The sequence below is a fragment of the Streptomyces sp. NPDC045431 genome, from assembly GCF_040646655.1.
GTDB lineage: Bacteria > Actinomycetota > Actinomycetes > Streptomycetales > Streptomycetaceae > Streptomyces.
The window spans coordinates 97623-121954 of sequence record NZ_JBEZAQ010000013.1; the positions used below are offsets into that span (position 1 = coordinate 97623).

Below are 24332 nucleotides of genomic sequence, written 5' to 3' on the forward strand. Positions count from 1 at the left end.
CGCGTCAGCCGGCCAGGAGGGGCGCGTCAGCTGCCCTGGAGGCCGCCGGGCTTCATGCCGTGGACGGCGGGGATGCGGCCGAGGCGCCCGGCCTGGAAGTCCTCGAAGGCCTGCTGGAGCTCGGCGCGGGTGTTCATCACGAACGGCCCGTAGTGCGCCATGGGCTCCCGGATGGGCCGCCCGCCGAGGAGGACGACCTCCAGGTCGGGGGTGTGGCCGTCCTGCCGCTCGTCGGCGCGCACGGTCAGCGAGCCGCCGTCGCCGAAGACGGCGGTCTGCCCCATGTGGACGGGCCGCCGCTCGCGCCCGACGGAGCCGCGCCCGGCGAGGACGTACGCGAGGCCGTTGAAGTCCTCGCGCCAGGGCAGGGTGACCTCGGCGCCGGGGCGCAGGGTGGCGTGGACCATGGTGATGGGCGTGTGCGTGATGCCGGGGCCCTGGTGCCCGTCGAGCTCACCGGCGATGACGCGCAGCAGCGCGCCGCCGTCGGGCGAGGCGAGGAGCTGGACCTGGCCGCCGCGGATGTCCTGGTAGCGGGGGTCCTTCATCTTGTCCTTGGCGGGCAGGTTCACCCACAGCTGGAGCCCGTGGAAGAGGCCGCCGGACAGGACGAGCTCCTCCGGCGGCGCCTCGATGTGCAGCAGCCCGGACCCGGCGGTCATCCACTGGGTGTCGCCGTTGGTGATGGTGCCGCCGCCCCCGTTGGAGTCCTGGTGGACGAAGGTGCCGTCGAGGAGGTACGTGACGGTCTCGAAGCCGCGGTGCGGGTGCCAGGGGGTGCCCTTGGGCTCGCCGGGCGCGTACTCCACCTCGCCCATCTGGTCCATCATGATGAACGGGTCGAGGTACCGGTAGTTGATCCCGGCGAACGCGCGCCGCACCGGGAAGCCCTCCCCTTCGAAGCCGCTGGGCGCGGTGGTCACGGCCAGCACGGGTCGCGCCGGGGCCTGGGCCGGTGCGGTGACGCGCGGCAGGGCGAGCGGGTTCTCGGCGGTCACGGCAGGCATGGCGTCCTCCTCGGGGTGGGGCTGCGTTCCAGATTAGTTGAATCCTGAACTTCCTGCCACTGGAACACGGCTGCGTGCTCCGGCATTCCCCCGTTCCGCCGTTCCCCCGTTCCCCCGTGGTCCCGTTGTCAGTGGCGCCTGCGATCATCCCCGGCATGGAGAGCGAGACGGGAACGGTCGTCATCGAGGTGGCGTACGGCGAGGGCTGGGACCTGGCGGCCCGCGCGCTGGTACGGCCCCTGAGCCGGGAGGCGGCGCTCGCGCGGGACGGCGCGGGCCTGCCGTACGCCGTGGCGCTGCGGATACCGGGCCGCGAGGCGCCCCTCGAGGTCCGGCTGGTGTCCTGGCGGGACCACTACGCGGGGGTGTGGGTCTACGACGCCGAGGGCCGGCGTACGCACCACCTGGACCTGCGGCTGCTCGACGGGGACAGGCTGCTGCACCGCCTCACGCGGCACTGGGAGTACGCCGACGCCGGGACCCCGGAGTTCGACGACGGCTGCGCCCGTACGACGCTGGAGCTGTTCCCCGACGGGCGGGGGTCGCTGGAGCGCCACCGGCCCGGGCCGGGCGGCGGCACCCTCGTGACGACGCCGGACCTCGCGGAGGAGGAGCGGTGGCTGGCGCGGCCGGCCTTCGGGGGGTGGCCGCTGTTCTCGGCGGAGGCGGCGCAGGCGGCGGTCCCCGAGAACGCTTCGTTCCGCGAGGCCGAGGTGGAGCCCGGTGCGGGCGTGGAGCCCCGGGAGGAGTGGCACCCGCCGCGCCCCGGCGGCTACGGCGACCGTGGCGCGCTGTTCCAGCCCGGTACGCGCCTGGCCACGCGCCACCACCCCGAGATGACGGTGCTGGAACCGGACCGGAGCCTGCAGATCCGGATACCCGGCGGCGTCCTGGCCGTCGACGCCCCCGACAACGGTGACGGCCCGGCCTTCACGATCCCGGTCCCGCCGGGCACGTACCCGCTGGAGACGGCGCGGCTCTCGTACGGCTACGACTGCGAGTTCCGGGGCCGCTGGGTCACCACGACCGACCTTCCGGCCGTACGGCTCCGGCTGAGCGACGCGCCGCCGGTGCGGTGGGAGATGGCCCTCGGGGAGGACCACGACCCCCGGCTGCTGCCGGACGGCGGGGCGTACGGCTTCGACACCGACAGCGCGACGGGGTGCTTCGCGGACGGCGCCGCCTGGGAGCCGCTCAAGCGGCTGTACGCCCGGGCCTTGTTCGAGAACGACGAGACCGCGGGAGAGGACCTCTCGGGGAACAGGGACTCGATGTTCCTCATGCGGACGTCGGACGAGGCGACGGGCGCCGACCTGATGGCCTTCGCCACCGGCGGGGACGGCACCTACGCCGTCTGGCTGGGCCGCGCGGCCTCCGGCGACCTCGCCTGCGTGGACATACAGGTGGGGTACCTGCAGGACCTCAGAGTCCTGTCGGACCCTCGGCCGTGAGGTCCAGTTCGCCGATGATCTCGTCCTCGGCCTTCTCGCCGGTCGGCTGGAAGCCGAGCCGCAGGTAGAACTCCTCCGGCCCGTCCGCCCCCGGCACCCACGTCACCGTCACGCGCGTGCCGCCGCGTCTGCGGATCTCCTCGCAGACCGCCTCGACCGCGAAGCGGCCGTACCCCTTGCCCTGCTCACCGGCGGCGATGGCCAGCCGCCACAGACCGGAGCGCGGGCGCGGGTCCTCGCACTCGGGGGCGAAGCTGATGTCGAAGAAGGCCATCACGAAGCCCACGAGCCGGTCTCCGTCGAAGACCAGCCGGGGCCAGGCGGTCTCGGGCCGGGCGTACGCCTCGGCCAGCGACCGCGCGACCGGGGCGACGAAGCGCTCCTGGTCCGGGCGGACGGTGAGCTTGCACGCGTCGAGGACGTTCTCGGGGGTGATCTTCTCCAGGCGGAGCGCTGTTGTCATGCCCGGCACCCTAAGTGCCCCGCCGACGGCCGGTCACCTGCATTTACGCACCCGGCGCGCGTCCGCTCAGCGCGACTGGAGGGCGTCCAGGGCGACGGTCAGGCACAGGGCGAGCCGGCGGTCGAGCGACGGGTCCTCGACGCGTATCACGTACCGGTCGCGGAGTCCCCACTTCCGCTCGACCGACATGACGGGGCTGCCGTCCTCCCGGGCGAAGTCGAAGTGGAACACGAAGGGAATCGGCACCGGAATCGGCAGGACCGCGTCCGCCAGCTGCACGGCACGGCGGGCCAGCGCGATCCCCTGGCTCCGCTCCTTGCCGGTGACGGGCGGTTCCTCGCCCTGGGTCAGGTGCCAGGTGGACCGCAGCAGCGAGGCCTTGCCGTCCTTGCGGAAGCTGCCGATGGGGGTGCCGTCGGCGCCCGTCACGTCGTACGTGGCGCCGAAGTCGATGAGGCTCTGGGCCTTGAAGCGGGCGAGCACCTGGGAGCGGTCCTCGCCGGTCCAGAGGGTGACCTCCTCCTTGAGCTTCATCCGCTTCTGCTCGGCGAAGGCGACGACGTGGTCGCCGTCGGGGGCCGTGATCACATAGCGGTTCACGAGCGCGGTGATCTTCTGGGCCATGCGGAACTCACTCAACTGCTGCATACGCGGAACGCTATGCGGCGCGGTGAGGCCGGTACCTCATCCTCAGGTCGGAGACGCCCCCTAGCCGTACATCCGCCGCATCGCGAAGTCGACCATCTGCTCGACGGCCTTGGCGTCGAAGACGATCCGGTGGTCGCCCTCCATGTCGAGGACGAAGCCGTACCCGGTGGGCAGCAGGTCGATCACCTCGGCGCCGGTGATCACGAAGTACTTGGACTCCTTGCCCGCGTACCGCCGCAGCTCCTTCAGCGAGGTGAACATCGGGATGACCGGCTGCTGGGTGTTGTGCAGCGCGAGGAAGCCGGGGTTGTCACCGCGCGGGCAGTAGACCTTCGAGGTGGCGAAGATCTGCTGGAAGTCCTCGGCGGACAGCGACCCGGTGGTGAACGCCCGCACGGCGTCGGCGAGCGAGGGCGGCGACGGCTCGGGGTACAGCGGCGGCTGCTGCGCGTACCCCTGCTGGGGCGGGGCGTACTGCTGCTGGGCGCCCTGGTTCTGGTCGTAGCCGTACATGGCCACCAGGGTACTGAGTACGAAGCGGCCTCGTGGGCCCACCACCCGCCCCGGGCACGGTTTCAGACAGCCGCCGACGGCGCCGGCGGCATCGCGCCCGGATCCTGTGGACGCCGCGTGCCTGACGGCGGGCCTGGGGCGCGTCGCTCGTCACAGATCGCCCGATAGGGGTTGCTCTTATTACCGGCGGGTAGCATCATCGTAGCTACTTGCTGGTACGTGTACGAGGATTCCGCCTCCCCGAGCCTTACGGAGCCGTCGCCATGGGGCACTACAAGTCGAATCTCCGCGACATCGAGTTCAACCTCTTCGAGGTCCTCGGGCGCGACAAGGTCTACGGCACCGGTCCGTTCGAGGAGATGGACGTCGAGACCGCGAAGAGCGTGCTCGACGAGATGCGCCGTCTCGCCGAGAACGACTTCGCCGAGTCCTTCGCGGACGCCGACCGGAACCCGCCGGTGTTCGACCCGGAGACGAACACCGCGCCGATCCCGGAGACCTTCAAGAAGTCCTACAAGGCCTTCATGGACTCCGAGTACTGGCGCCTCGGCCTGCCCGAGGAGATCGGCGGCACGACCTCGCCGCGCTCGCTGATCTGGGCGTACGCGGAGCTGATCCTCGGCTCGAACCCGGCGATCTGGATGTACTCCTCGGGCCCGGCCTTCGCCGGCATCCTCTTCGAGGAGGGCAACGAGGCGCAGAAGAAGATCGCCTCCATCGCCGTCGAGAAGCAGTGGGGCTCCACGATGGTGCTGACCGAGCCCGACGCGGGCTCGGACGTCGGCGCCGGGCGCACCAAGGCCATCCAGCAGGAGGACGGCTCCTGGCACATCGAGGGCGTGAAGCGCTTCATCACGTCCGGTGAGCACGACATGTCGGAGAACATCCTCCACTACGTGCTCGCGCGCCCCGAGGGCCACGGCCCGGGCACCAAGGGCCTGTCCCTCTTCCTCGTGCCGAAGTTCCACTTCGACTGGGAGACCGGCGAGCTGGGCGAGCGCAACGGCGTGTACGCGACGAACGTCGAGCACAAGATGGGCCTCAAGGCGTCCAACACGTGCGAGATGACCTTCGGCGACAAGCACCCCGCCAAGGGCTGGCTGATCGGCGACAAGCACGACGGCATCCGCCAGATGTTCCGCATCATCGAGTTCGCCCGCATGATGGTCGGCACGAAGGCGATCGCCACCCTCTCCACCGGCTACCTGAACGCGCTGGAGTACGCCAAGGAGCGCGTGCAGGGCCCGGACCTGGCGAACTTCATGGACAAGACCGCGCCCAAGGTCACCATCACGCACCACCCCGACGTGCGCCGCGCGCTGATGACGCAGAAGGCGTACGCGGAGGGCATGCGCGCCCTCGTCATGTACACCGCCGCGATCCAGGACGAGATCCAGATCAAGGAGGCGGCCGGCGAGGACGCCAAGGCGCTCATCGGCCTGAACGACCTGCTCCTCCCGATCGTGAAGGGCTACGGCTCCGAGAAGTCGTACGAGCAGCTCGCCCAGTCGCTCCAGACCTTCGGCGGCTCCGGGTACCTCCAGGAGTACCCGATCGAGCAGTACATCCGCGACGCCAAGATCGACACCCTGTACGAGGGCACGACGGCGATCCAGGGTCAGGACTACTTCTTCCGGAAGATCGTCCGCGACCAGGGCGCCTCGCTGAACGCGCTCGCCGAGGAGATCAAGAAGTTCCTGGCCGTCGGCACCGGCGGCGAGGACCTCGCCCCGGCGCGCGACGCGCTCGCCAAGGCGGCCGTCGACCTGGAGGCGATCGTCGGCACGATGCTGACCGACCTCACCGCCACCGGCGAGGACGTCAAGAACATCTACAAGGTCGGTCTCAACACCACCCGCCTCCTGATGGCCTCCGGTGACGTGGTCGTCGGCTACCTGCTGCTGCGCGGTGCCGCCGTCGCCGCCGAGAAGCTTCCGACGGCGTCCGCCAAGGACAAGGCGTTCTACGAGGGCAAGATCGCGGCCGCGAAGTTCTTCGCCGCCAACGTCCTGCCGGGCGTCTCGACCGAGCGCGCCATCGCCGAGGGCGTCGACAACGCCCTGATGGAGCTGGACGAGTCCGCGTTCTAAGTCCCAAGCAACGCGGCCTGGTCCTGGCGGCCCGCTCCCCGAGGTTCCCGGGGGCGGGCCGCCGCCCTTTTACACGGCGGCGTACGGGAAGGCGGGCGTGCCCGTCACGCCGCCGACGCCCGTATCGACGCGCGCGCGATCAGCACCGCCGCCGTCACCGGCAGGAGGTCGCCGAGGCGCACGGGGTCCCGCTCCGGGGTCCCCGTCGCCGCGTCGGCGCACGCCGCGCACAGCGGCATCAGGAGCTGGGCACGCCACTGCGCGTCGGGGGCCGCGCACGCGGCGCACGCCGGGAGCGGGGCGAGGGCGGCAAGGGCACGGGTGCGGGTGGAGCCGGTCGTCGTCGTGGTCACCAGGACACCTCCGGTCGCGTTCGGTCCATTGCGGTGGACTCGTTCCGATCGTCGCAGCCACCACTGACAATCGGCCTCGCGATCGCCCGGGCCCGGCCCGGGTGCCCGCCGTATGGTGATCTCATGACCAGCTCTCCCGCCCGCTTCGACCGCGGCCACACCGACGACCTGATGTCCTTCCTGGCGTCCTCCCCGTCCCCGTACCACGCCGTCGCGAACACCGCCGAACGGCTGGAGAAGGCCGGTTTCGCGCAGGTGGAGGAGACCGCCGCCTGGGACGGGACGACCGGCGGCAAGTACGTGATCCGCGGTGGCGCGATCATCGCCTGGTACGTACCGGAGGGCGCCGCCCCCCACACCCCCTTCCGGATCATCGGCGCGCACACCGACTCGCCCAACCTGCGCGTCAAGCCCCGCCCCGACACCGGCGCGCACGGCTGGCGGCAGGTCGCCGTGGAGACGTACGGCGGGACGCTGCTCAACACGTGGCTCGACCGCGACCTGGGCCTGGCCGGCCGACTGACCCTGCGCGACGGCAGCCACGTCCTCGCCAACGTGGACCGGCCGCTGCTGCGCGTGCCGCAGCTCGCCATCCACCTGGACCGGCAGGCCAACGACGGCCTCAAGCTGGACCGCCAGCGGCACATGCAGCCCATCTGGGGCCTCGGCGACGACGTCCGCGACGGCGACCTGATCGCCTTCGTCGCGGACGAGGCGGGCGTGGCCGCCGACGACGTGGCCGGCTGGGACCTGATGGTGCACGCCCTGGAGGCGCCCGCCTACCTCGGACGGGACCGCGAACTGCTCGCCGGGCCCCGCATGGACAACCTGCTGTCCGTGCACGCGGGCGCCGCCGCGCTCGCCGCCGCGGCCGCCGCGGGCGACGGCCTGTCGTACATCCCGGTCCTCGCCGGCTTCGACCACGAGGAGAACGGCTCCGAGTCCGACACCGGCGCCCAAGGCCCCCTCCTCGGCACGGTCCTGGAGCGCTCGGTGTTCGCGCGCGGCGGCGGCTACGAGGACCGGGCGCGCGCCTTCGCCGGAACCGTGTGCCTGTCGTCCGACACGGGCCACGCCGTGCACCCCAACTACGCGGAGCGCCACGATCCAACGCACCACCCGCGCGCGGGCGGCGGCCCCATCCTCAAGGTGAACGTCAACCAGCGGTACGCCACGGACGGCAGCGGGCGGGCCGTGTTCGCGGCGGCGTGCGAGAAGGCGGGCGTGCCGTGGCAGTCGTTCGTCTCCGCCAACGACATGCCGTGCGGCACCACCATCGGCCCGATCACCGCCGCGCGCCACGGGATCCAGACGGTCGACATCGGCGTGGCCATCCTGTCGATGCACAGCGCCCGCGAACTGTGCGGCGCCGACGACCCGTTCATGCTCGCCAACGCGCTTACCGCGTTCCTGACGGACTGACACCTCCCGTACCGCGTAGGCGTTCCGGGTCCGGGTACCCGGAACGCCTACGTTGTGTTGACGAGGAGGCGGGAAATCATGGGCCTGGGTGGCTGCATCATCCTCATCGGGGTGGGTGCGATCCTCACCTTCGCGACCGACTGGGAAGCCGAGAGCGTCAACCTCGATCTCGTGGGGCTGATCCTGATGGCGGTCGGTCTCATCGGTGTCGCGACCTTCACCAGCATCTACCGGCGCCGCAGGGCGGTCGTCTCCCCCGTGGTCGACCCGATGGCCGACCCGCGCGACGACCGCCGCCCGCCGCTCTGACGAGGGACCTACGCGTCGAGTCCCGCGAGGATCAGGGGCAGGCGCGTGGCGCCCCCGGTGGTGACCTTCACCGGGACGCCCCAGTCCTGCTGGTGGACGTGGCACGCCGGGTACTCGTTCTGGGGGTCGTCGTCGCACGAGGCGGCCATCGCCGACACGTGCAGGACCCCTTCGGTGACCTCCGGGTTCAGCGCGAGCTCCCGGAACAGGTCCGTGCCGGTGCCGTCCCCGGACGCGAGCAGCTCCGGCGGCGTCGAGGACACCAACAGCCGGGTGGAGGGCCCGTACCGGTCGTCGAGCTTCTGGCCGGCCGGGGCCTGGAAGACCACGTCCAGCCGCAGCGTGCCGGGCGCGACCTCGGTCGCCTCGCGCTGCGTGCGGTGGGCCACCGCCTCCACCTGGACGGCCTCATCGGGGAGCCGCAGCCGGGTCAGGCGGTGCCGGGCCGACTCGACGACCACGATCTCGTCGCCGACGAGCACCGCGTCGCTCGGCTCGCGCAGATCGGTGGCGAGGGTCGTGACCTCACCGGAGGAGGGGTCGTAGCGGCGCAGGGCGTGGTTGTACGTGTCCGAGACGGCGACCGAGCCGTCCGGCAGGACGGTGACGCCCAGCGGGTGCTGGAGCAGCGCCTGACCGGCCGCGCCGTCGCGGTGGCCGAAGTCGAACAGACCGGTGCCGACCGCCGTGTGGACGGCGCCGTCGGCGTCGATCCAGCGCAGGGCGCTGGTCTCCGAGTCGGCGATCCACAGCCGGTCGCCGGCGGCCGCGAGCCCGGACGGCTGGGCGAACCAGGCCTCGTCGGCGGGGCCGTCGACCAGGCCCTCGTTGGTGGTCCCGGCGGCGACGGAGACGGTGCCGTGCTCGGGGTCGTACGCCCACAGCTGGTGGACGCCCGCCATGGCGATCCACACCCTGCCCTGCCACCAGGCGACGTCCCAGGGGGAGGAGAGCGCCACCTCGCGGGCCGGGCCGGAGGTGGGGGAGCCCTGCCACCACTGCGCGCCGGTGCCGGCGAGGGTGGAGACCTCGCCGTCGGCGAGGTCCAGGAGCCGCAGGGCGTGGTTGACGGTGTCGGCGACGACGACACGGCCTTCGGGCAGCAGCGCGAGGCCCTGCGGTTCGTTGAAGCGCGCCTCGCCGGCCGCGCCGTCCGTGAGACCGCGCTCGCCGGAGCCGTAGCGGCGTACGACGCTCTCGCCGTCCGGCGCCAGCTCGACCAGCTGGTGGCGGGTGGTGTCGGAGACCAGGAAGTTCCCGCTGTCGAGCAGGAGCGCCTTGCCCGGGAAGCGCAGGTGGGTGGCGACGGGCTCCGGCGGGACGTACGGGCCGTCGCCGCGCCGCAGGGTGCCCTTGGCCTCGTGCGCGGCCTCCAGCTCGTCCACGAGCCGCTCGATGGCCGTGGCGTGGCCCTCGCCCGCGTGCTGGGCGACGACGTACCCCTCGGGGTCGATGACGACCAGCGTGGGCCAGGCCCGTACGGCGTACTGCTTCCAGGTGGCCAGCTCGGGGTCGTCCAGGACCGGGTGGTGCACGCCGTACCGCTCCACGGCGTCGACGACGGCCTGGTGCTCGGCCTCGTGCACGAACTTGGGCGAGTGGACGCCGATGATCACCACCGTGTCGCGGTGCTTCTCCTCCAGCTCGCGCAACTCGTCGAGGACGTGCAGGCAGTTGATGCAGCAGAACGTCCAGAAGTCGAGGATGACGATGCGGCCGCGCAGATCGGCGAGGGTCAGGTCCTTGCCGCCCGTGTTGAGCCAGCCGCCCTTGCCGACGAGCTCGGGGGCGCGGACACGGGCACGGCGGGGTGCGGAGGCGCGAGCGGAGTCGTTCATGGTTCAAGGGTGCCATCCGCGCACTCCGCGAGGGAGCGGCGGTTCCAGCCGCTCCCGCACGCCCCCGGGGAGCGGCGGTTCCAGCCGCTCCCCCGCAGGCCCTCAGCGGCCGAGGACGCGGTCCTTCAGAGCCGGGAAGCGGTCGCGCGTGGTGGCCACCTTCTCCGGGTCCAGCTCGACCGTCAGGGTCTCCTCGCCCGGGCCCGCCTCCGCGAGGACCTCGCCCCACGGGTCGACGACGATGCTGTGGCCCGCCTGCTCGACGCCCGCGTGCGTGCCGGCCGTACCGCAGGCGAGGACGTACGCCTGGTTCTCGACGGCGCGCGCCCGGGCCAGCAGCGTCCAGTGGTCGCGGCGGCGCGCGGGCCAGCCGGCCGCGACGACGAACCCGAGCGCGCCCGCGTCGACCAGGCCCCGGAACAGCTCCGGGAAGCGCAGGTCGTAGCAGGTCGCGACGCCCAGCGGGAAGTCCGGCACCGGGGCGGTGACGAGCTCGGAGCCCGCCGCCATCAGCACGGCCTCGCCCTGGTCGAAGCCGAAGCGGTGGATCTTGCGGTACGTCGCGGCGAGATCGCCGGAGGGGGAGAAGACGAGCGAGGTGTTGTAGAGGAGGCCGTCGGGCCCGCGCTCCACGACGGAGCCGGCGTGCAGCCACACCGCCGCCTCGGCCGCGGCCTTCGCCATCGCCTCGTACGTCGGGCCGCCGGGCACCGGCTCGGCCTCCGCCTCGAACGACTCGTACGCGAAGGCGCCGATGGGCCACAGCTCCGGGAGGACGACGAGATCGGCGACCCCGCGCTGTCCGGCCACGAGCGACGCCACGCGCGTACGACGGGCTTGGGGCGATTCGTCCGGGTCTACCGCGATCTGGATCAGCGAGGCGCGCACACTACCACCGTCCTGGCATTCGAGTCGTCAACTCCGGCCTACGATCGTCACACGAAAGCACTGCCGGGGTGCCTCGCGGCAGCGTAACTTAACTGCACAGCACCCAGCCCGCGTACCAACCGCCCGAGGGGTCCCGTGACCGTCCATCCCAGCCTCCAGAATTACGCCGACGCCTGGACCCACTCCATCGAAGCGATAGCCGAGCTGGTGCAGCCGCTCGCCGAGGGGGAGTGGAACCGCGCCACACCGTGCCCGGGCTGGTCGGTGCGCGACATCGTGTCGCACGTCATCGGCATGGAGTGCGAGATGCTGGGCGACCCGCGCCCGATCCACTCCCTTCCCCGCGACCTGTTCCACGTGCGCGGCGACTTCGCCCGCTACATGGAGGTGCAGGTCGACGCGCGGCGCCACCACACCGCCCCGGAGATGACGGCCGAACTGGAGTACGTCCTCATCCGCCGCGCCCGCCGGCTGCGCAACGAGAACCGCTCCCCCGACACCCTGATCCGCGCCCCCCTCGGCGCCCAGCAGTCGCTGGAACTCGCCTACCGGATGCGCGCCTTCGACGTCTGGGTCCACGAGCAGGACCTGCGCACCGCGCTCGGGCAGCCCGGCAACCTCGACTCCCCCGGCGCGTACGTCGCCCGCGACAACTTCCTGCACGTGCTGCCCCGGGTCGTCGCCAAGGACGCGGGCGCGCCCCCGAACACCGCGGTCGTCTTCGACATCCACGGGCCGGTCGAGTTCCTGCGGACGGTACGGGTGGACGCGGAGGGGCGCGGCACGATCGACGGGGCGCCGTCCCTCGGGCCCGCCGTGACGATCGCGACGGACTGGGAGACGTACATGCGCCTGGCGTGCGGGCGCGTACGGCCCTCGGCCGTGGCGGACCGGGTCAAGGTCGAGGGCGACCAGGAGCTGGCCGACGCGATCCTCGCGCACTTCGCGGTCACTCCGTAAGGAGCGCCCGTGCGTCACGCCGCCGGCACGTGCACGGTCTCCACCCGGCTCGCGACCAGCCGGTCCCGCTCCCGCCGCGCCGTACGGGCCCGCAGGCGCAGGATCTGCGTGACCCCGAGCGCCTGGAGCGCGAAGACCGACGAGAAGGCGATCCGGTAGTCGTCGCCGGTCGCGTCCAGCAGCAGGCCGACGGCGAGCAGCGTCGTGATCGAGGCGGTGAACCCGCCCATGTTGACGATCCCGGAGGCCGTGCCCTGCCGCTCCGGCGGGTTGGCCGGCCGTGCGAAGTCGAAGCCGATCATCGAGGCGGGCCCGCACGCGCCGAGGACGACACAGAGGGTGGCCAGCAGCCACATCGGGGCGTGGTCCCCCGGGTAGGCGAGGGTGGCCGCCCACACGACCGCCGTCGCCGCGACCGTGCCGAGCGCGAGCGGCACGCGCGCGCCGTGGTGGCGGGCGATGATCTGGCCGTAGGTCATGCCGAAGACCATGTTGGCGAGCACCGTCAGCGTCAGCATGTCGCCGGCCGTGCCCCGGGCGAGGCCCTGCTCCTCGACGAGGAACGGCAGGCCCCACAGCAGCAGGAACACCATCGCCGGGAACTGGGTGGTGAAGTGCACCCACATACCGAGCCGGGTGCCGGGCTCGCGCCACGACCGCGCGATCTGGCGGCGGACGAACGCCGCGCCCGCGTGGCGCACGGGCTCCGGTGCGTACCCCTCGGGGTGGTCCTTCAGGAACAGCACGAGCAGGACGAGGACGACCACACCGGCGAGCGAGCTGCCGGCGAACGTCGCCGTCCACCCCAGCCCGTCCAGTGTCCGCGCGATCACGATCGTCGAGACGAGGTTGCCGACGACCCCGAAGAGCCCGGCGACCTGCGCGATCAGCGGTCCGCGCCGCGCGGGGAACCAGCGCGTGCCCAGCCGCAGCACCGAGATGAACGTCATCGCGTCGCCGCAGCCCAGCAGCGCGCGCGAGGCCAGCGCCATGCCGTACGACGGCGAGAGGGCGAAGCCCAGCTGGCCGACGGTGAACAGCACCACGCCGAGCGTGAGGACCTTCTTCGTGCCGAGCCGGTCGACCATCAGGCCGACGGGTATCTGCATGCCCGCGTAGACGAGCAGCTGGAGGATGGAGAAGGTGGACAGGGCGGAGGCGTTGATGCCGAAGCGGTCGGCGGCGTCCAGCCCCGCGACGCCCAGGGACGTACGGAAGATGACGGCGACCAGGTAGACGCAGACGCCGACACCCCAGACGAGGGCGGCGCGGCGGCCGCCCGGAGGATCGTGCGGCAGCGCGGGCACGGGAGTGGCGTGGCTCACCGCTCCTCACCCCGCACCAGGTCCTTGACCCGGCTGACGTGGCGGTGCACGCACTGCGCGGCGCGCTCGGCGTCCCCGTCGCGGACGGCGGCGAGGATCTCGGCGTGCTCGGCGATGTTCTTGGCGATGCGGTCGGGGTGGGCCTCCATGACGGCGACGCCCATCCGCAGCTGCCGGTCGCGCAGTTGGTCGTAGAGGCGGGAGAGGATCTCGTTGCCCGCGTGGCCCACGATCTCGGCGTGGAAGGTGCGGTCCGTCAGCGCGACGGCCGCCAGGTCGCCGTCCTCGGCACGACGGCGCTGCTCCTCCACCAGCTCCTCCAGCCGCTCGATCAGCCGCGGTGACGCCGGTACGGCCTTGCGGACCGCGAACTGCTCGACCAGCAGCCGGGTTTCGACGACGTCCGCGATCTCCTGCGCCGACACGGCGAGGACGAGGGCGCCCTTCTTGGGGTAGAGCTTCAGCAGCCCTTCCATCTCCAGCTTGAGCAGCGCCTCCCGCACGGGAGTACGGGACACCCCCACGGCTTCGGCGAGTTCGCCCTCGGTGAGGAGAGTGCCGCCCTGGTAGCGGCGGTCGAGGACGGCTTGCTTGACGTGGGTGTAGACGCGGTCGGCGGCAGGAGGGGACGCGGAAGGGGCTGGGGGCATGCGTACAGCTTAGATACATGATGGGTACAAGAGTGAGGCCCGCCCCGGAAATGGGACGGGCCTCACATGAGCCGTGCGCGGGCCCTACGCCCAGGTCCCTACGCCCAGGTGATGAGCCGCTTCGGCTGCTCCAGGATCGCGGCGACGTCCGCCAGGACCTTGGAGCCGAGCTCGCCGTCGACCAGCCGGTGGTCGAAGGAGAGCGCGAGGGTGGTGACCTGACGGGGCTTCACCTTGCCCTTGTGGACCCAGGGCTGGAGCTTGATCGCGCCGACCGCGAGGATCGCGGACTCGCCCGGGTTCAGGATCGGCGTACCGGTGTCGACGCCGAAGACGCCGACGTTGGTGATGGTGACGGTGCCGCCCTGCATGGCCGCCGGGGTGGTCTTGCCCTCGCGGGCGGTGGCCACCAGCTCGCCGAGCGCCTCCGCCAGCTGCGGCAGGGTCTTGGCGTGCGCGTCCTTGATGTTCGGCACGATCAGACCGCGCGGCGTGGCCGCCGCGATGCCGAGGTTCACGTAGTGCTTGACCACGATCTCCTGGGCGGCCTCGTCCCATGACGCGTTGATCTCCGGGTTCCGCTTGATCGCGACCAGGAGCGCCTTGGCGATGAGCAGCAGCGGGTTCACCCGGAGCCCGGCCATGTCCTTGTCGGACTTGAGCTCCTCGACGAGCCGCATGGTGCGGGTGACGTCGACCGTGACGAACTCGGTGACGTGCGGCGCGGTGAAGGCCGAGCCGACCATCGCCTGGGCCGTCGCCTTGCGTACGCCCTTGATCGGGATGCGCGTCTCCCGGCCGGCACCTGTGGTGACCGGCGCCTCCGGCTGCGGGGCCGGAGCCGGGGCCTGCGCCGGGGCCTGTACGGGTACGGCGGCGGGCGCGCCGACCGAGGCGGCGGCGAGGGACACGGCCGCGTGGACGTCCTCGCGGGTGACGGTCCCGCCGGGCCCGGTCGGGGTGACCGTCGCCAGGTCGACCCCCAGGTCCTTCGCCAGCTTGCGCACCGGCGGCTTGGCCAGCGGCCGGGGGCCGGCGGGCGCGGTGGTGGGCGCGGGAGCCTCCGGGGCAGGGGCCGGGGCCCCGTGCCCGTTCAGCTCGCCCTGGATCGCCGCGGCCGCGGGCTCCTGGGCCGGGGCCCCGGGCGCCTGCTTGCGCGGGCGGCGCTTGGTGGACGTCGCGGCGACGCCGTACCCGACCAGCACGGGCTGGCGCCCCTGGGGCTCGGCGTCGTCGGACGCGGCAGCGTCCTTCGCGGCGGGCTCCTGCGCCGCCGGCTGGGCGGTCTGCGGCTGCTCCTCGGCGGCGGCGCCACCGGCGACCTCCACCGAGATGATGACCTCGCCGACGTCGACCGTCGTGCCCTCCGGGAAGCGCAGCTCGTGCACCACCCCGTCGTACGGGCACGGCAGCTCCACCGCCGCCTTCGCGGTCTCCACCTCGCAGACGACCTGCCCGTCGGTGACGGTGTCACCGGGCTGGACGTACCACTTCAGGATCTCGGCCTCGGTGAGGCCCTCGCCGACGTCCGGCATCTTGAACTCGCGGATCACAGCGGGCCTCCTCTAGTACGCGAGCGAGCGGTCGACGGCGTCGAGCACCCGGTCGAGACCCGGCAGGTATTCCTCTTCGAGCCGGGCCGGCGGATAGGGCGCGTGGTAGCCGCCCACCCGCAGGACCGGCGCCTCCAGGTGGTAGAAGCACCGCTCCGTGATGCGCGCGGCGATCTCGGCACCGGAGCCGAAGAAGACCGGCGCCTCGTGCACGACCACCAGCCGCCCGGTCTTCTCCACGGACGCCTGCACGCTGTCGAAGTCGAGCGGCGAGACCGAGCGCAGGTCGAGCACCTCGACCGACCGGCCCTCCTCCGCCGCGACCGCGGCCGCCTCCAGGCACACCTTCACCATCGGCCCGTACGCGACCAGCGTCAGGTCGGTGCCCTCGCGCACCGTCCGCGCGCGGTGCAGCTCGCCCGGGATGGCCTCGGTGTCGACCTCACCCTTGTCCCAGTAACGGCGCTTCGGCTCGAAGAAGATCACCGGGTCGTCGCTCTGGATGGCCTGCTGGAGCATCCAGTAGGCGTCCGAGGAGTTCGACGGCGTGACGATCTTGAGCCCGGCGACGTGGGCGAAGAGCGACTCGGGCGACTCGCTGTGGTGCTCGACGGCGCCGATGCCGCCGCCGTACGGGATGCGGACGACGACCGGCAGCTTGACCTTGCCCAGCGAGCGGGCGTGCATCTTGGCGAGCTGCGTGACGATCTGGTCGTACGCGGGGAAGACGAAGCCGTCGAACTGGATCTCGACGACCGGCCGGTAGCCGCGCAGCGCGAGGCCGATGGCCGTGCCCACGATGCCGGACTCGGCGAGCGGGGTGTCGATGACCCGCTCCTCGCCGAAGTCCTTCTGGAGACCGTCGGTCACACGGAAGACGCCGCCGAGCTTGCCGACGTCCTCACCCATGATGAGGACCTTGGGGTCGTTCTCGAGCGCCGTGCGCAGGGACTCGTTGAGCGCCTTCGCGAGCGGGAGTTTCTGTACAGCCATGGTTACTTGACCTCGCCATCCGCGTCGGCGAACGACGCCTGGTAGGCGGCGAACTGCGCGCGCTCCTCATCGACGAGCGTGTGCCCGTCGGCGTACACGTTCTCGAAGATCGCCAGGTGGTCGGGGTCGGGCATGGCCCGCACCGCCTCGCGGACGCGCTTGCCGAGCGCCTCGCTCTCCGCCTCCAGCTCCTCGAACCAGGCGGCGTCGGCGTGCCCCTGCTTCTCCAGGTACGTCCGCAGCCGCAGGATCGGGTCCTTGGCCTCCCAGGCCGCCCGCTCGTCGTCGTGGCGGTAGCGGGTCGGGTCGTCGGAGGTGGTGTGCGCGCCCATGCGGTACGTGAACGCCTCGACCAGCGTCGGGCCCTCGCCGCGCCGCGCCCGCTCCAGGGCGGACCGGGTCACGGCCAGGCAGGCGAGGACGTCGTTGCCGTCGACGCGGACGCCGGGGAAGCCGAAGCCCTGCGCGCGCTGGTAGAGCGGCACGCGGGTCTGCTTCTCGGTGGGCTCGCTGATCGCCCACTGGTTGTTCTGGCAGAAGAAGACGACGGGGGCGTTGTAGACCGCGGAGAAGGTGAAGGCCTCGGCGACGTCACCCTGGCTGGATGCGCCGTCACCGAAATAGGCGATGACCGCGCTGTCCGCGCCGTCCTTCGCCACGCCCATGGCGTATCCGGTGGCGTGCAGCGTTTGCGACCCGATGACGATCGTGTACAGGTGAAAATTGTTGCTGTTCGGGTCCCAGCCGCCGTGGTTCACGCCACGGAACATTCCGAGCAGATTGGTCGGATCGACCCCCCGGCACCAGGCGACGCCGTGCTCACGGTACGTCGGGAAGACGTAGTCGTCGTCGCGCAGCGCGCGGCCGGAGCCGATCTGGGCGGCCTCCTGGCCGAGGAGCGAGGCCCACAGGCCCAGCTCGCCCTGGCGCTGGAGGGAGGTGGCCTCCGCGTCGAAGCGGCGGGTCAGCACCATGTCGCGGTACAGACCGCGGAGCTCCTCGGGGCTGAGGTCGATGTCGTACTCGGGGTGCTGGACGCGCTCACCCTCGGGGGTGAGCAGCTGTACGAGCTGGGGCTCGGCGCCGCCCTGGGCGCCGGCTGCCTTGGTCCCGCTCGCGCTGGTGCGCTTACTGCTGCGTCGCGGCTTGCGCGCGGCAGTGCCTTCCACGGTCACGTGCGTGCTCCTCCGTCTGTCCGGCCCCCGGGGTCCGCCGGGTAGGCCAGTCGGCTCCGCCTGTTTCCGTACGTACGCGCACGGGGTGGGTGCCCTCGGCCGGGAACAGGCGTGACAGGTGCCCCGGCGAGCACCCCGTCAAAGGCACGTTACCCAGTGCGCCGCATTACTGCGAAACCCCCTTTGACCTGCGATTTTGCTTGGATTTCCAAGTAAATCGAGAATTGCGGGGGCGAGGAACGAAAACAGCACTGGTCACAGCCTTGCGGGCCGCCGGAACACGGGCACGTTATCCCGCGGACCCCGGGCACGGGAAGAGTGAGTATGTGAGACTGATTCCGTGCGCGAAGACGGAAAAATCACGGTATTTCTGCTCGATGACCACGAAGTCGTACGCCGTGGCGTGCACGAGCTGCTCTCGGGTGAACCCGACATCGAGGTCGTCGGCGAGGCCGGCACGGCGGCGGAGGCCCTCTCCCGCATCCCGGCGACGCGTCCGGACGTCGCCATCCTCGACGTACGCCTCCCGGACGGCAGCGGCGTCGAGGTCTGCCGCGAGATCCGTTCCCACGACGACTCCGTGAAATGCCTGATGCTCACGTCGTACGCCGACGACGAGGCCCTCTTCGACGCGATCATGGCGGGCGCCTCCGGGTACGTCCTGAAGGCCATCCGCGGAAGCGAACTCCTCACGGCGGTCCGCGACGTCGCCGCCGGCAAGTCCCTGCTGGACCCGGTGGCCACGGCCCGCGTCCTGGAGCGCCTGCGCGACGGCGCCCCGAAGGGCGACGCCAGACTCGCCTCCCTGACGGAGCAGGAACGCCGGATCCTCGACCTCATCGGCGAGGGCCTGACGAACCGCGCGATCGGTGAGCGGCTGCACCTGGCGGAGAAGACCATCAAGAACTACGTCTCCAGCCTGCTGTCGAAGCTGGGCATGGAGCGCCGCAGCCAGGCGGCGGCGTACGTGGCCCGCCTCCAGTCGGAACGCCGCTGAGCCCCTGAGCCTCACGCGGGACTTAGGTCCCGTCCCCGCCGGGCCGGGCGGCCCTTCTAGGGGGCGCGGGGGCGCGTGAGGGTGGAGCCATGCCCCTCACCGACGAACCGCGCGCCATCGAGCTGCTCGCGCGCGTGCCGTACGGCCGCATCGCGACCAGCCTGCGGGCCATGCCCGCCGTGGCCCCCGCGCGGCACATCGTGAGCGGCGACGGCGACGTCGTGCTGCGCATGGACCGGCGCCTCGGCCACCACCGCGCCTGCCACGGCACCGTCGTCGCGTACGGCGCCGACAACTTCCACTCTGGCGCCGACGTCCTGTGGTCCGTCCAGGTCACCGGCACTGCCCGCCTCGCCGACCCCACGCCTCGCGAGCTCGCCCTCTTCGGCCCGGCCCCGCACCACCTGGACCCGGCCTACCTGCGCGTCGAGCCGAGGTTCGTCTCCGTGCACACCCCCCACGCTGCGTGATCTAACATCTGCGGAGTGCCGCGCTCATCTGCAACACCCCCCGCCCCACCCCTGAGTGCGCTGCTGCGCCGCTACGACGGCCCCGGCGAGCCGCTCTCCTGCGTCCCCGTCACCCAGGGCCTGCTGAACCGCGGCTACCGCCTCGCCACCACCCGCGGCGCGTACTTCCTGAAACAGCACCTCGACGCCCCCACCGCCGACCGCGACACCATCGTCCGCCAGCACCGCGCCACCCAGCGCCTGCACCACCTCGGCGTCCCGGTGGCCCCGCCGCTCGCGGACACCGAGGGCCGGACCGTCGCCGAGATCGGCGGCCGGTGCTACGCGCTCCACCCGTGGGTCGACGGCCGCCACCGGGACGGCGCCCAGCTGACGACGGCCGGCTCGCGGCGCCTCGGCGCGCTCCTCGGGCTCGTCCACACGTGCCTGGAGCAGGTGATGGAGCCGCAACCGCACCCGGACCGTGACCACGGGCACCGCAGCGCCGACCCCGAGGACACCTTCCGGCTCATCGACCGGCTGCTGGCCCTCTCCCGCGCCCGCCGCCCCCGCGACACCTTCGACGAGCTCGCCGAGCACCGGCTGCTGGAACGGCGCCGGCTCCTCGCCGAGCACGCCCACCGCCGCCCCCCGCGGGCCGACGCGGGCGGCTGGGTGCACGGCGACTTCCACCCGCTGAACCTGCTCTACCGGGGCGCGGAGCCCGCCGCGATCATCGACTGGGACCGCCTGGGCGTCCAGCCGCGCGCCGAGGAGGCCGTACGGGCGGCCGTCATCTTCTTCGTCCAGCCGGCGGGTGAACTGGAGCTGGCCAAGGTACGGGCGTACGCGCGCGCCTACCGGCGGGCGGCCGGGGCCGACGCGGCCGAGCTGGCGGCGGCGGTGCACCGGGTGTGGTGGGAGCGGCTGAACGACTTCTGGATACTGCGCTGGCGCTACCAGCTGCACGACGGCAGGGCCGACCCGCAGTTTCCTGCGGCGTCGGCCCTGGCGGTGTGGTGGACGCGGGAGTACGAGGCGGTGCGCGACGCCTTCACCGCCTGACCCTGCCGCACGGCCCGGCGGCGCTGCGGTCCGGCGGTCGGGCGGCGCGGCGGTCGGGCGGCGCGGCGGTCGGGCGGCGCGGCGGTCGGGCGGTCCGGCGGTCGGGCGGTCCGGCGAGTGGCTACTGGCCCTGCGTGGTCGAGCCCGTGGTGGTGGCGTTGCCGCCGTCCGCCTGGCCGCCGGTGGTGGTGTTGCCGCCGTCGGTCTGGCCGCCGACGTCCGTCTGACCGCCGTCGGTCTGGCCGCCGGTGTCCGTCTGACCACCGTCCGTCTGACCACCCGTGTCCGTCTGGCCGCCGTCGGTCTGTCCGCCGTCGGTCTGGCCCCCGGTGTCCGTGCCGCCGTCCGTCGTCCCCTGGTCCGTACCGCCGTCGGTCGTGCCGGGGGACGAGGGGGTGCCGCCGGAGGGTGACGGCTCGTCCGTCTTCGAGTCCGTCGGCGGGCGGTACGACGGCGGGTTGTCGTTCCAGTTGTTGCCACCGCCCGAGGAGCCGTCGGGCTCCTGGGTCTCCTCCGTCGGGTCGTCGCTCGGCGACGGGCTGCTGTCCTTGCCGGGCGTGGAGGGCGCGGTCGTCTTCGGCGTCTTGGTGTCCTGCCCGCCCTTGGGGGTGTCGGCCTTGTTGAGCGCGTACACCGCACCGGCGACCATCGCGATGAGCGCGAGGGCGACGAACAGCACCAGCTTGCCGCGGCCGGAGCCGCCCTTGCCGCCGTGGCCGCCGTCGTACCCGTACGCGTACGCCCCGTCGTCGGGGTTCATCGGCGGCAGTATCGGGCCCTGCGAGGTCTCGCCGTGGACGGGGTGGCCCATGACCGAGGTCGCGGCGACGCCGCCGGCCGGGGTGCGGACACCGTCGTGCGTGTCGACGGGGCCGGTGTTCCAGGTGCCGGAGTGGCCGCCCTGCTGCTGAAGCATCTGCAGCCCGTACTGCACCAGGCCGCGCATCTCCTCGGCGCTCTGGAACCGGTCGTCCGGGTCCTTGGCGAGCGCGCGCATGGCCAGCCCGTCCAGCTCCGGCGGCGCCACGTCGGAGACCTCCGACGGCGGCACCGGGATGTCCTGGACGTGCTGGTACACCACGGACAACGGTGTCTCGCCGGTGAACGGCGGCCGCAGCGCGAGCAGCTCGTAGAGCAGGCAGCCCGTGGCGTACAGGTCGGAGCGGTGGTCGACGGCCTTGCCGAGCGCCTGCTCGGGCGAGAGGTACTGCGGGGTGCCCATGACCATGCCGGTCTGCGTCATGGTGGTGGACGCCCCGTGCAGGGCGCGGGCGATGCCGAAGTCCATCACCTTGACGGCGCCGCTGTGGGTGATGATGACGTTCGCGGGCTTGATGTCGCGGTGCACGATGCCGTGCTGGTGCGAGTACGCGAGCGCCTCCAGCACGCCGGAGACGATGATCAGCGCCTGCTCGGGCGGCGGCGCCTCGGCGGTGTGCAGCAGGTCGCGGATGGTGCGGCCCTCGACCAGCTCCATCACGATGTAGGGGACGGACTGACCGCCCACGACGTCCTCGCCGGAGTCGTACACGGCGACGATCGCGTGGTGGTTCAGCCCGGCGACGGACTGCGCCTCGCGGGTGAAGCGGGCCTTGGAGACCGGGTCCTCGGCGAGGTCCGCGCGCAGCAGCTTGACGGCGACCGTGCGCCCGAGGCGTACGTCCTCGGCGGCGAACACCTCGGCCATGCCGCCGCGGCCGAGGCGGTGGGTCAGGCGGTAGCGGCCGTCGCCGACGAGGCCGCCGACGCCCCAGTCGGACGCCTCGTCGCGGATCTCGCGTCCGCCGCGGGACCCACTGTCCTCATCGCGCTGGTCACGCTCGTCACGGTGGCCTTGCTGGTCGCGCCCGTCACGCTGGTCCGGCGAGTCGCTCACGTCCGCCCGGGCGTCGCGCGCTCCGCCGTCCGACACTCCGCCGCCATCCGACACTCCTCCGCCGCCGCCTGCTTCGGATCCGGGTGCCATCAGTCCTCGCCGTCGTTTCTGTGCCCGCGTGCTGGGTGTGCCTGCGGTGTGCCGCCGTGTTCCTAAGGGGTACTACGCCCCGTCACGCTACAGCCTCCGCGCGCCGGGCCGGTTCCGGATGGACCGGCCATCCAATCGGTTCCACGTACACCTGTGCAAATTGCGTTCCCGGCGTGTAACGCTTCCGAGACGCTTCTTGTGCGTACGGTCACGGAACGGGCACCCGGCTTGACGTGTCCCGGCCCTCGGGCAGACTGGGCCCGTAAAACCGGATCACCGCGGCCACGCGCGCGCACGGGGGAGCAAGGAATGAGCCAGGACGGCGCACGGGGCCGCTATGCGGGCGGTTCGGTCGCGGGCGGCCGGTACCAGCTTCGCGATCTGCTCGGCGAAGGCGGCATGGCGTCCGTGTACCTGGCGTACGACACGGCCCTGGACCGCCAGGTCGCCATCAAGACGCTCCACACGGAGCTGGGGCGCGAGCAGTCCTTCCGCGAACGGTTCCGCCGCGAGGCGCAGGCCGTCGCCAAGCTCCAGCACACCAACATCGTCTCGGTGTTCGACACGGGCGAGGACACGGTGACATTCGGCGGCTCCGCCGCGGGCGACGGCGTCATGCCGTACATCGTCATGGAGTACGTCGAGGGCCAGCCCCTCGGGTCCGTCCTGCAGGCGGACATCCGGCAGTACGGCGCGATGCCGGCCGACAAGGCGCTCAAGGTCACGTCCGACGTGCTCGCCGCCCTGGAGACCAGCCACGAGATGGGCCTGGTCCACCGGGACATCAAGCCGGGCAACGTGATGATGACCAAGCGCGGCGTGGTCAAGGTGATGGACTTCGGCATCGCGCGCGCCATGCAGTCGGGCGTCACCTCGATGACGCAGACCGGCATGGTGGTCGGCACGCCGCAGTACCTGTCGCCGGAGCAGGCGCTGGGGCGCGGCGTCGACGCGCGCTCCGACCTGTACTCGGTCGGCATCATGCTCTTCCAGCTGCTGACCGGCCGCATCCCGTTCGACGCCGACTCGCCGCTGGCCATCGCGTACGCCCATGTGCAGGAGGAGCCGGTCGCGCCCTCCTCCATCAACCGGGCGGTCACGCCGGCGATGGACGCGCTGGTGGCGCGGGCGCTGAAGAAGAACCCGAACGAGCGCTTCCCGAGCGCTGCCGCGATGCGCGACGAGTGCCTGCGGCTGCTGTCGGCCGGCCAGACCGGCGCGCCGGTGATCGTGGCCGGTGGCGGGCCGGTGAACAGTGGCGCGGGCGTCGGCTCGGCGGTCTTCCCGCCGGTCGACCACACCACCCCGGCGCCCGGGCCGCACAGCGTCCAGACCCCGTACCAGACCGGCCCCGGCCCGGCTGCGACCCCGGCTCCCGGCCCGTACGGTGCGCCGACCCCGGCGCCGCCGAGCTACGGCTACCCGCAGCAGGTGCACACCCCGGCCCCGGGCCCCGGCCCGGCGCCGTACCAGCAGACCCCGCCGCCGTACACGATCGCGCCGCAGTCGGCCCCGGCCCCCGGTGGCAGCGGCGGCGGCAGGCGCGGCGGCAACACGGCGGTCGTCGTGGGCGCGGTCGTGGCGGCGCTCATCGTCATCGGCGGCGTCGTCACGGCGGTCGTGCTCAGCGGCGGCGAGGACGACCCGGGCCCGGCGGCGGGCGGCGGCGCCACGGCCTCCGGTGAGCAGGCCCAGGCGGGACACAAGCCGCCGGAGCGGAACCGCACCATCGACAAGGAAGAGTGCACGGACGCCCGGGAGGACAGCGACGACCCGCAGAAGGTGCAGGCGCCGAGCTTCACCTACAAGGACGTGCTGTCGGTCAAGTCGTGCCTCCAGGCGGCGGGCTGGAAGTACAGCGTCAAGGAAGTGGACAACCCGCAGTACGCCGAGGACCAGGTGATCTCGCAGTTCCCGACGGAGGGGACCGCCGTGGTGCCGGGCAACCAGACCTTCGAGCTGACGGTCGCGACGGGCGACCCGGGTCAGTGACCGGGGACGCGACGGGCGGCCCGGGTCAGTGACCGGCGGGCGCTGATCGCGCGGCCGCTCGCCCGCTCGCGCCGGTCGAGTGCGCGGCCGACCGTCGGTGGATCGGTCGGGTGGATCGGTCGGTGGATCCGTCGGTGGATTCCGCCGTCGTAACCCCTGCGGGTGGCCCTGGGGCCGCCCGGGATGCCGGGGCCCCCGCCCCGTGTGACGCTGAGGCCACTGTAC

At 72.3% G+C, this 24332-nt stretch carries 22 protein-coding genes; 9 read left to right on the forward strand and 13 right to left on the reverse strand.

Annotated elements, in window-relative coordinates:
• Positions 1-26: 26 nt before the first annotated feature.
• Positions 27-1007 carry a pirin family protein gene (locus tag AB0A69_RS24160; protein WP_361425622.1) on the reverse strand — a complete coding sequence of 327 codons (981 nt, stop codon included), beginning with the start codon at positions 1005-1007 and terminating at the stop codon, positions 27-29.
• Positions 1008-1162: 155 nt separating this feature from the next.
• Between AB0A69_RS24160 and AB0A69_RS24165 the strand changes: the two genes are divergently transcribed.
• Entirely contained in the window at positions 1163-2458 is a 1296-nt protein-coding gene (locus tag AB0A69_RS24165) for a DUF4241 domain-containing protein (RefSeq protein WP_361425625.1), read from the forward strand.
• Here the strand turns inward: AB0A69_RS24165 and AB0A69_RS24170 are convergent.
• The 3 genes from AB0A69_RS24170 to AB0A69_RS24180 form a co-directional block, all read right to left on the reverse strand.
• Positions 2430-2921 (reverse strand): GNAT family N-acetyltransferase, encoded by a 492-nt coding sequence (locus tag AB0A69_RS24170; protein WP_361425628.1) that lies wholly within the window; start codon positions 2919-2921, stop codon positions 2430-2432. The two genes, AB0A69_RS24165 and AB0A69_RS24170, sit on opposite strands and share 29 nt — an antisense overlap.
• A 66-nt stretch (positions 2922-2987) precedes the next feature.
• Entirely contained in the window at positions 2988-3569 is a 582-nt protein-coding gene (locus AB0A69_RS24175; protein WP_361425631.1) for a hypothetical protein, read from the reverse strand.
• 60 nt (positions 3570-3629) lie between these two features.
• Positions 3630-4082 carry an SseB family protein gene (locus tag AB0A69_RS24180; RefSeq protein WP_031072101.1) on the reverse strand — a complete coding sequence of 151 codons (453 nt, stop codon included), beginning with the start codon at positions 4080-4082 and terminating at the stop codon, positions 3630-3632.
• A gap of 263 nt (positions 4083-4345) precedes the next feature.
• On the opposite strand from AB0A69_RS24180, the gene AB0A69_RS24185 reads away from it, so the two are divergent.
• Complete coding sequence (locus AB0A69_RS24185; protein WP_361425636.1) at positions 4346-6172, forward strand: acyl-CoA dehydrogenase; 1827 nt, start codon at positions 4346-4348, stop codon at positions 6170-6172.
• 104 nt (positions 6173-6276) lie between these two features.
• Here the strand turns inward: AB0A69_RS24185 and AB0A69_RS24190 are convergent, their stop codons facing one another.
• Positions 6277-6525, reverse strand: a complete 249-nt coding sequence (locus AB0A69_RS24190) for a hypothetical protein (protein WP_361425639.1) — start codon at positions 6523-6525, stop codon at positions 6277-6279.
• A 123-nt stretch (positions 6526-6648) separates the two neighbouring features.
• Here AB0A69_RS24190 and AB0A69_RS24195 point away from each other — a divergent pair, with 123 nt between their 5' ends.
• Both AB0A69_RS24195 and AB0A69_RS24200 read left to right on the forward strand, forming a co-directional pair.
• Positions 6649-7947, forward strand: a complete 1299-nt coding sequence (locus AB0A69_RS24195) for a M18 family aminopeptidase (protein WP_361425642.1) — start codon at positions 6649-6651, stop codon at positions 7945-7947.
• 78 nt (positions 7948-8025) lie between these two features.
• Positions 8026-8256 carry a hypothetical protein gene (locus AB0A69_RS24200; RefSeq protein ID WP_361425645.1) on the forward strand — a complete coding sequence of 77 codons (231 nt, stop codon included), beginning with the start codon at positions 8026-8028 and terminating at the stop codon, positions 8254-8256.
• An 8-nt stretch (positions 8257-8264) separates the two neighbouring features.
• Here AB0A69_RS24200 and AB0A69_RS24205 read toward each other — a convergent pair whose 3' ends face one another.
• Both AB0A69_RS24205 and AB0A69_RS24210 read right to left on the reverse strand, forming a co-directional pair.
• The gene (locus tag AB0A69_RS24205) at positions 8265-10094 is read right to left on the reverse strand and encodes an NHL domain-containing thioredoxin family protein (protein ID WP_361425648.1); all 1830 of its coding nucleotides are present in this window, start codon (positions 10092-10094) and stop codon (positions 8265-8267) included.
• 102 nt (positions 10095-10196) lie between these two features.
• Positions 10197-10982 (reverse strand): carbon-nitrogen family hydrolase, encoded by a 786-nt coding sequence (locus AB0A69_RS24210; protein ID WP_361425651.1) that lies wholly within the window; start codon positions 10980-10982, stop codon positions 10197-10199.
• A 135-nt stretch (positions 10983-11117) separates the two neighbouring features.
• Between AB0A69_RS24210 and AB0A69_RS24215 the strand changes: the two genes are divergently transcribed.
• Positions 11118-11942 (forward strand): maleylpyruvate isomerase family mycothiol-dependent enzyme, encoded by an 825-nt coding sequence (locus AB0A69_RS24215; RefSeq protein ID WP_361425654.1) that lies wholly within the window; start codon positions 11118-11120, stop codon positions 11940-11942.
• A gap of 14 nt (positions 11943-11956) precedes the next feature.
• Here the strand turns inward: AB0A69_RS24215 and AB0A69_RS24220 are convergent, their stop codons facing one another.
• The 5 genes from AB0A69_RS24220 to pdhA all read right to left on the reverse strand — a co-directional run bounded on the left by AB0A69_RS24220 (position 11957) and on the right by pdhA (position 17638).
• Positions 11957-13267 carry an MFS transporter gene (locus AB0A69_RS24220; RefSeq protein ID WP_361425657.1) on the reverse strand — a complete coding sequence of 437 codons (1311 nt, stop codon included), beginning with the start codon at positions 13265-13267 and terminating at the stop codon, positions 11957-11959.
• The gene (locus AB0A69_RS24225) at positions 13264-13917 is read right to left on the reverse strand and encodes a GntR family transcriptional regulator (protein WP_361425660.1); all 654 of its coding nucleotides are present in this window, start codon (positions 13915-13917) and stop codon (positions 13264-13266) included. Before AB0A69_RS24225 ends, AB0A69_RS24220 begins: the two co-directional genes overlap by 4 nt.
• A 98-nt stretch (positions 13918-14015) precedes the next feature.
• The gene (locus AB0A69_RS24230) at positions 14016-15452 is read right to left on the reverse strand and encodes a dihydrolipoamide acetyltransferase family protein (RefSeq protein ID WP_361425828.1); all 1437 of its coding nucleotides are present in this window, start codon (positions 15450-15452) and stop codon (positions 14016-14018) included.
• Between the two features lie 30 nt (positions 15453-15482).
• Positions 15483-16463: an alpha-ketoacid dehydrogenase subunit beta gene (locus AB0A69_RS24235; RefSeq protein ID WP_361425663.1), complete on the reverse strand. Its 981-nt coding sequence runs from the start codon at positions 16461-16463 to the stop codon at positions 15483-15485.
• A 2-nt stretch (positions 16464-16465) separates the two neighbouring features.
• Positions 16466-17638, reverse strand: a complete 1173-nt coding sequence (gene pdhA, locus AB0A69_RS24240; protein ID WP_361425666.1) for a pyruvate dehydrogenase (acetyl-transferring) E1 component subunit alpha — start codon at positions 17636-17638, stop codon at positions 16466-16468.
• Between the two features lie 340 nt (positions 17639-17978).
• Between pdhA and AB0A69_RS24245 the strand changes: the two genes are divergently transcribed.
• The 3 genes from AB0A69_RS24245 to AB0A69_RS24255 all read left to right on the forward strand — a co-directional run bounded on the left by AB0A69_RS24245 (position 17979) and on the right by AB0A69_RS24255 (position 20149).
• A complete protein-coding gene (locus AB0A69_RS24245) occupies positions 17979-18635 on the forward strand; it encodes a response regulator transcription factor (RefSeq protein ID WP_361425669.1) in 657 nt (218 codons plus the stop codon).
• An 89-nt stretch (positions 18636-18724) separates the two neighbouring features.
• On the forward strand, positions 18725-19105 hold the full coding sequence (locus tag AB0A69_RS24250) for a pyridoxamine 5'-phosphate oxidase family protein (RefSeq protein ID WP_361425672.1): 381 nt from the start codon (positions 18725-18727) through the stop codon (positions 19103-19105).
• A gap of 15 nt (positions 19106-19120) precedes the next feature.
• The gene (locus AB0A69_RS24255; protein ID WP_361425675.1) at positions 19121-20149 is read left to right on the forward strand and encodes a phosphotransferase; all 1029 of its coding nucleotides are present in this window, start codon (positions 19121-19123) and stop codon (positions 20147-20149) included.
• A gap of 121 nt (positions 20150-20270) precedes the next feature.
• Here AB0A69_RS24255 and AB0A69_RS24260 read toward each other — a convergent pair whose 3' ends face one another.
• On the reverse strand, positions 20271-21923 hold the full coding sequence (locus AB0A69_RS24260; RefSeq protein ID WP_361425831.1) for a protein kinase: 1653 nt from the start codon (positions 21921-21923) through the stop codon (positions 20271-20273).
• A 501-nt stretch (positions 21924-22424) separates the two neighbouring features.
• On the opposite strand from AB0A69_RS24260, the gene AB0A69_RS24265 reads away from it, so the two are divergent.
• On the forward strand, positions 22425-24107 hold the full coding sequence (locus AB0A69_RS24265) for a protein kinase (protein ID WP_361425678.1): 1683 nt from the start codon (positions 22425-22427) through the stop codon (positions 24105-24107).
• Positions 24108-24332: the final 225 nt, after the last annotated feature.

What these genes read in the sequence shown, in the direction of transcription:
- AB0A69_RS24160 (WP_361425622.1), bottom strand. Translation starts at nt 1,007, where the DNA reads ATGCCTGCCGTGACCGCCGAGAACCCGCTCGCCCTGCCGCGCGTCACC.
- AB0A69_RS24165 (WP_361425625.1), top strand. Translation starts at nt 1,163, where the DNA reads ATGGAGAGCGAGACGGGAACGGTCGTCATCGAGGTGGCGTACGGCGAG.
- AB0A69_RS24170 (WP_361425628.1), bottom strand. Translation starts at nt 2,921, where the DNA reads ATGACAACAGCGCTCCGCCTGGAGAAGATCACCCCCGAGAACGTCCTC.
- AB0A69_RS24175 (WP_361425631.1), bottom strand. Translation starts at nt 3,569, where the DNA reads ATGCAGCAGTTGAGTGAGTTCCGCATGGCCCAGAAGATCACCGCGCTC.
- AB0A69_RS24180 (WP_031072101.1), bottom strand. Translation starts at nt 4,082, where the DNA reads ATGTACGGCTACGACCAGAACCAGGGCGCCCAGCAGCAGTACGCCCCG.
- AB0A69_RS24185 (WP_361425636.1), top strand. Translation starts at nt 4,346, where the DNA reads ATGGGGCACTACAAGTCGAATCTCCGCGACATCGAGTTCAACCTCTTC.
- AB0A69_RS24195 (WP_361425642.1), top strand. Translation starts at nt 6,649, where the DNA reads ATGACCAGCTCTCCCGCCCGCTTCGACCGCGGCCACACCGACGACCTG.
- AB0A69_RS24200 (WP_361425645.1), top strand. Translation starts at nt 8,026, where the DNA reads ATGGGCCTGGGTGGCTGCATCATCCTCATCGGGGTGGGTGCGATCCTC.
- AB0A69_RS24205 (WP_361425648.1), bottom strand. Translation starts at nt 10,094, where the DNA reads ATGAACGACTCCGCTCGCGCCTCCGCACCCCGCCGTGCCCGTGTCCGC.
- AB0A69_RS24225 (WP_361425660.1), bottom strand. Translation starts at nt 13,917, where the DNA reads ATGCCCCCAGCCCCTTCCGCGTCCCCTCCTGCCGCCGACCGCGTCTAC.
- AB0A69_RS24230 (WP_361425828.1), bottom strand. Translation starts at nt 15,452, where the DNA reads ATGCCGGACGTCGGCGAGGGCCTCACCGAGGCCGAGATCCTGAAGTGG.
- AB0A69_RS24235 (WP_361425663.1), bottom strand. Translation starts at nt 16,463, where the DNA reads ATGGCTGTACAGAAACTCCCGCTCGCGAAGGCGCTCAACGAGTCCCTG.
- AB0A69_RS24250 (WP_361425672.1), top strand. Translation starts at nt 18,725, where the DNA reads ATGCCCCTCACCGACGAACCGCGCGCCATCGAGCTGCTCGCGCGCGTG.
- AB0A69_RS24265 (WP_361425678.1), top strand. Translation starts at nt 22,425, where the DNA reads ATGAGCCAGGACGGCGCACGGGGCCGCTATGCGGGCGGTTCGGTCGCG.